Source organism: Mycobacterium sp. (genome assembly GCF_049683935.1).
GTDB lineage: Bacteria > Actinomycetota > Actinomycetes > Mycobacteriales > Mycobacteriaceae > Mycobacterium.
Genome location: NZ_JBAUJR010000420.1, coordinates 1 through 5,154 on the forward strand (window position 1 = coordinate 1; position 5,154 = coordinate 5,154).

The 5,154-nt window shown below is 67.9% G+C and carries 5 protein-coding genes; all 5 read left to right on the forward strand.

Annotated features, from left to right (window positions below; genetic code table 11):
* Positions 1–441: DUF8176 domain-containing protein (locus WA965_RS23685; protein ID WP_526448131.1), on the forward strand; the 441-nt coding region annotated here is incomplete at its 5' end.
* Positions 442–496: 55 nt separating this feature from the next.
* A complete protein-coding gene (locus tag WA965_RS23690; RefSeq protein ID WP_526448132.1) occupies positions 497–1,153 on the forward strand; it encodes a hypothetical protein in 657 nt (218 codons plus the stop codon).
* A complete protein-coding gene (locus WA965_RS23695; protein ID WP_526448133.1) occupies positions 1,153–2,442 on the forward strand; it encodes a MinD/ParA family ATP-binding protein in 1,290 nt (429 codons plus the stop codon). Before WA965_RS23690 ends, WA965_RS23695 begins: the two co-directional genes overlap by 1 nt.
* A gap of 40 nt (positions 2,443–2,482) precedes the next feature.
* The gene (locus WA965_RS23700; RefSeq protein WP_526448134.1) at positions 2,483–4,591 is read left to right on the forward strand and encodes a cutinase family protein; all 2,109 of its coding nucleotides are present in this window, start codon (positions 2,483–2,485) and stop codon (positions 4,589–4,591) included.
* Between the two features lie 142 nt (positions 4,592–4,733).
* The coding region (locus WA965_RS23705; protein ID WP_526448135.1) for a M23 family metallopeptidase at positions 4,734–5,154 on the forward strand (421 nt) is incomplete at its 3' end.

Genomic DNA, 5,154 nt, shown 5'->3' on the forward strand with positions numbered 1-5,154 from the left:
GTGTTGCTCAGCGGTGGCGACTCCGAGCCGGACACGACGGCCGCCGACACGATCGCCTCTTCCTCTGTCGCACCGACAACCGTTGCCGCTGGGCCGGATTGCTCGATGCCGGCCGGTGATCAGAACAGCGGCCCTGGGGTCATCGCCGCGTTCGAGCACGCCTACTACGTCCAGCGATCGGGTGCGGCCGCCCACGCTCTGGTCTCACCGAACGCCCCGACGAGCGCACCGTTCACCGTCGAAGCCAACCTCGACGCAGGTATCGCCACCGTCCCGGCCGGCACCACCTACTGCCTCGACATCGACCCGCTGCGCACCGGTTCCTACACCCTCACCCTCACCGAGAGCGGACCGAACGGGCCCGGGACGCAGTACCGCCAACGGATCACCACCGACCAGGTCGACGGTCGCTACGTCATCGCCGCCATCGAGCAGGCATGAACACCCGCCGCCGCAGCACCGCGGCGAACAGCCACCACGAAAGGAACGCCAGGACATGAGCGATGCAGCGAGCGAATGGGCCGAGGCCGCCACCGCAGTACGACAGGCACACGAGACCCTCAGGGCGTCGACCGCGAGCGAGATCCGCGCTTGGACAGAGCAGGCGGGCCTGTCCGGCTGGTCGATGTGGCAGAAGGTCAAACGAGAGCTCTACAAGCAGCTCGACCTCGACTACGACGGAATGCGCGCCAACGAAGCCGAGCAGGTCACCGACGCGGTCGCCTCCGCGGCGGCAGCCGCACCGGTGGTCGAGCTCTACGCTGCAGGCGATGAGCGCGGCAGCTTCGCGGTGGTCGGCGACGGCGACGAAACAGCCTGGTACGGAACATTCCACAGCAAGGACGCGGTGTTCCGTCAGGGCGATCAGACATCGGCCGACGACTCCGCGGCCGGCAAGGCAGCCTTTCTGGCCGGCAAGCTACGCGAAGAGCTCAATGCCCCCGCGATCCGGCTGATTCTGCACATCTCCAACCCGCACCTCGACGGCACCCGGCTCGCCGCCCTCGCGGCACGCTATGGAGTACACCTCGAACGCCTCGAGATCGACGACGACAATCCGGCCACCGTGTGGTGCGAGGTTCCCGGACACCGTCCGTGGCAGGCGATCCGGCTCTCCGACCTGCTCGTCGACGATCAAGCGGAGGTCGGCTGATGGCCGAACAGCACCCGCGCCCGGACGTCGACAACCCCGTCGCCGGGTACGAAGCCGAGGACACCGTCAACCTCCGCGCTCAGCGCCTACGCCGACCCGAATCCGAACCGGACGAACAGCCTGCAGAGGACAGCCACGCCGACGCGACACCGGATCCGTACGGAGTCGGGCAGGACGCACTGGCAGCGGTCGAGACACCCGATGTCGACCCCGCCGCGTTCTACCGAGCGCGACTGTTCGACCGCCAGGAGGAAGACCCGACCGCGGAGCCGGCCGAAGCAGGCCTGCGGGGACGGCTCAATGCCGCCTTGGGAACTCACCTGAGGCCCAAGCCTGCATCTGCCGAAGTCAGACTGCGTCAGTCGATTCGCGTTGTGCAGCAGCCTCTTCCCGGGTGCTCGGTGGTCTCGGTCATCAACCCCAAGGGCGGGGCGGGCAAGACCCCGACATCGGTCATGCTCGGTTCGACGTTCGGTAAGCACCGGGGCCACGGGGTGACAGTGTTCGACGCCAGCGAATCACTCGGCAGTCTCGGCGATCGCGCCGCCCGCACCACCGATCCGGAGCTCACGGTGTGGGACCTGCTCGATCATGCACACGAGCTGGCGTCCTCGTCGGCGGTGTCGGGGTCGCTCACTGCGTTCCTGCGGCGTCAGCCGACGATGGAAGACATTCTCGCTGCGGACAATTCGGCCGACCGTGAGCGCAACCTGGGGTGGGACGAATGCGCTGCGGTGATGGCGGTGCTGCGCCGACACCGGGACCTGATCGTCATCGACACCGCCGCAAATCCCTTGGCCGAGAGCTGGCAGTGGGCCGTACAGCATTCCGATGCCCTGGTCGTTCCGCTCCCGCTACGCCTCGACATCGCCCGACAGGTCTATCAAATGCTCGAGGGCATCATCGCCCGCGGCTACGGGCACCTGCTGGCGTCGACGGTCATCGTGACCTGTGCAACACCGGATTCCAACCCGCAGTTGGCGTCGGCGGTCTTCGAGGATCTGCGCAATCTCGGTGTCCAGGACAGCAATTTCATTCAGGCCCCGTACGAATCAGCGCTCGCCCGCGGCGACCGGATCGTCTACAAGGACCTCCCGCCCGCCACGATCGAGGCCTACACCAACGTCACCGCCCTGGTCGCCGACAACATCGCCGCGGCACGGCACGGCGTGGCCTACCCATTCACCGATCCGTACTCGCCGCAATCGGTGAACCGCCAGCCCGACAGCGCACCACCCCCACAGCTCTCGCAGTGGGAGCGGCGCAGCCGCGACCGTCGCGGAGCCTGACCCGTCCCCACCCCGCTCGACGCACACGAGGAGAAACACCATGACCGGCCAGAGAACGCACACCACACCGCGGCGACGACAACGCCGGACACTGCCGGCGCTGACCGTCGTCGTCTCCGCGATGGTCCTGGCCGCGGGCACCGTCCCCGCACACGCCGCACCGGCAGCGACGGCGGCGACCTCGTGCGCGAAGTACGTCGCGATCATGGCCCCGGGTACGTGGGAAACCAACGCCGCCGCGAATCCCACCACCCCGGTCGGAATGCTCGCCACCGTCGGCAACGCACTGAAACAGAAGTACGGCAACGACATCGAGGTCTACTACCCCGCGTATGCCGCGTCGGCGTTCGACCAGGGCCGCACCTACGCCGACAGCAAGGAAACCGGCAAGAGCGCCATCAACAACATCCTCACCTCGGCATGCGCGACGTCGAAGTTCCTGCTCTCGGGCTACTCCCAAGGCGCGGACGCCGCCGGCGACATCGCCGCCGAGATCGGCAACGGTCGCGGCGTCGTTCCCGCGGCCCGGATTCTCGGCGTCGGTCTGGTCGCCGATCCGCACCAGGGCACCGCCGGCGGCACCGTCGTCGGGCCGAAGGTCGACGGCCAGGGCATCGGCGGGGTCCGGCCCGAAGGCTTCGGCTCTCTCGCCCCGGTGGTCAAGCAGCTCTGCAATCCCACGGACCTGTACTGCTCGACGAACGCCGGCAAGGACGGTCTGCTCGCGGGCCTGGGCAAGGTCCTGGCGAACAAGCCCATCGACCCGGCCACTTCCACCGCGAGCGGCCTGACCTCGTCCGGAGCGACCGCCGTTCCCTCGACGACCGCAGCACCGTCGAGTAGCGCAGCGCCGTCGACGACGGCGCAGGGCGGCGTCACCGGTGCCGGGACACAGCCCGGCACGACGCCGACGCAGTCGGGAGGGGTCAGCGATTTTGCGTCGTCGCTGGTCTCGGACTTCTCCCGCGTCGATCTGGCCGGTGCCGCGAACACCGCATCGACTCTCGGGGAGCGGGTGGCCACCCTGCCCGACTCGGTGGGAACCAACCGTACTCAGTCGCAGGTCGCCAGCGTCGGGGCCTCGGCGACATCGCTGCTCAACACCCTCGAACCGGTCGCCGATGTGCAGTCGGTGATCGCCGCGAACCCCGGCATCCGTTCGACTCTCGACACCGCACCGGAAGGATCGCCGGAAGCGAAGACCTCCACGGTGCTCGACGCACTCGATCAGATCGACATTCCCGCAGTCCTGAGCACCGCGACCTCGATCGCCGACACCGCCTCGTCGGTGCTGGGCGGCACCGGCACCACCGCAGGCCTGACCGATACGGCCGCAACGCTCACCGGACAGGTCGCACCGTTGCAGTCCGTGTCCCCGGATGCGCTGACCTCGGCAACGCAGGTGCTCTCGCTGCTCAAGCCGAAGACGGTGGTCAACCAGGTCGTCAACGTCGCGACCGGCTTCACGAGCCTGGACTACCAAGGCATCGTCGACAACCTGATCGCGTTGCCGCAGAAGGTCGCCGCTCTCGACGTCGCGGGATCGCACAAGATCGCCGGGGACCTGAACAACCAGTTCGCACCGATCGTGAAAATGGCCGCGGGAGTGGATCTGCACACGCTCGCGGCGTTGGTGGCGATGATCCCCGACCCCAGCGGATCGGCGCAGATCGCCTCCCTGGTGCTGAGCTTGCTCGGCAACGTCGACGTGATCCGCCTGGCCAACGATGTCGGCGCGATTCAGGAAGTCGCGTGGAAGATCCTCGAAACCGGCAACCTCGCGGCCGCCGCCGAGCTGCTGCCCATCGGGCTCGACCTCGCCTCGGTCGCGGTCGGAGTCCTGACCGGCTCGGCCGCCAAGACCAGCCCCGACCAACTCGGCACACAGACCCAGGTCACCGGACAGTCCGCAGCGATCGGCCAACAAGCCTCCACCGGCGACTTCGCCGGTCTGGCAGGCAGTCTCGTCTCACTGGCCTCGTCACCGAGTGCAGGCGATGCCGCCGAGCTGGTCGGTGCCGGTATCGACGCGGCGACGTTCTTCGCCTCCGGTGCGCACCAGTCCTACGGCGATTTCACGGTCGACTCCACCGGCCGCAGCGCCCTGCAATGGCTCATCGACTTCTTCACCCAGAAGATCGGGGGCTGACCAGCCGCCGAGCAGGCTCTGCAGCCGGGCGGGCATGACGCAGAGCAGCCGAAAACTACAGCACCACAACCGAACTACACGTACCACCACAGGTGTCCGGGCGGGCACTGATCATTCTTTCGATTCGTGAGGACATGCACCGATGGCAGCATCACAGCAGGGCAGCAAGGGCAGTGCGGGCGCACTGAGCCTGCTGCTGATCGCCGCGGTCGCTGCGATCGGCATGTTCGGTGTCCTCTCCGGTGACCGCACACCGCCGGTCGACGACGGCACGTGCCTGCCGGCCGGCGCTGCGGCGGTGGCCCCGCACTCGGGAACAGTGGTGATGCCGCTACGTGAAGGCACATATCAGGCCACGAGCGGTTTCGGTGCCCGCACCAATCCGGTCACCGGCGAGGCCGAAGGACACCAGGGCCAGGACTACTCCGCCCCGATCGGGACCCCGATCTATGCGGCCACCGACGGCACGGTCGTCAAGGCCGAACACGCCAGCGGGTTCGGCAACTGGATCATCATCGACACCACCGTCGACGGCCAGTCGCTCTCGACGGTCTACGGCCACA

Excerpts from the sequence above, each read along its gene's own strand:
- WA965_RS23695 (WP_526448133.1), top strand. The coding sequence starts at position 1,153 with ATGGCCGAACAGCACCCGCGCCCGGACGTCGACAACCCCGTCGCCGGG.
- WA965_RS23690 (WP_526448132.1), top strand. The coding sequence starts at position 497 with ATGAGCGATGCAGCGAGCGAATGGGCCGAGGCCGCCACCGCAGTACGA.
- WA965_RS23700 (WP_526448134.1), top strand. The coding sequence starts at position 2,483 with ATGACCGGCCAGAGAACGCACACCACACCGCGGCGACGACAACGCCGG.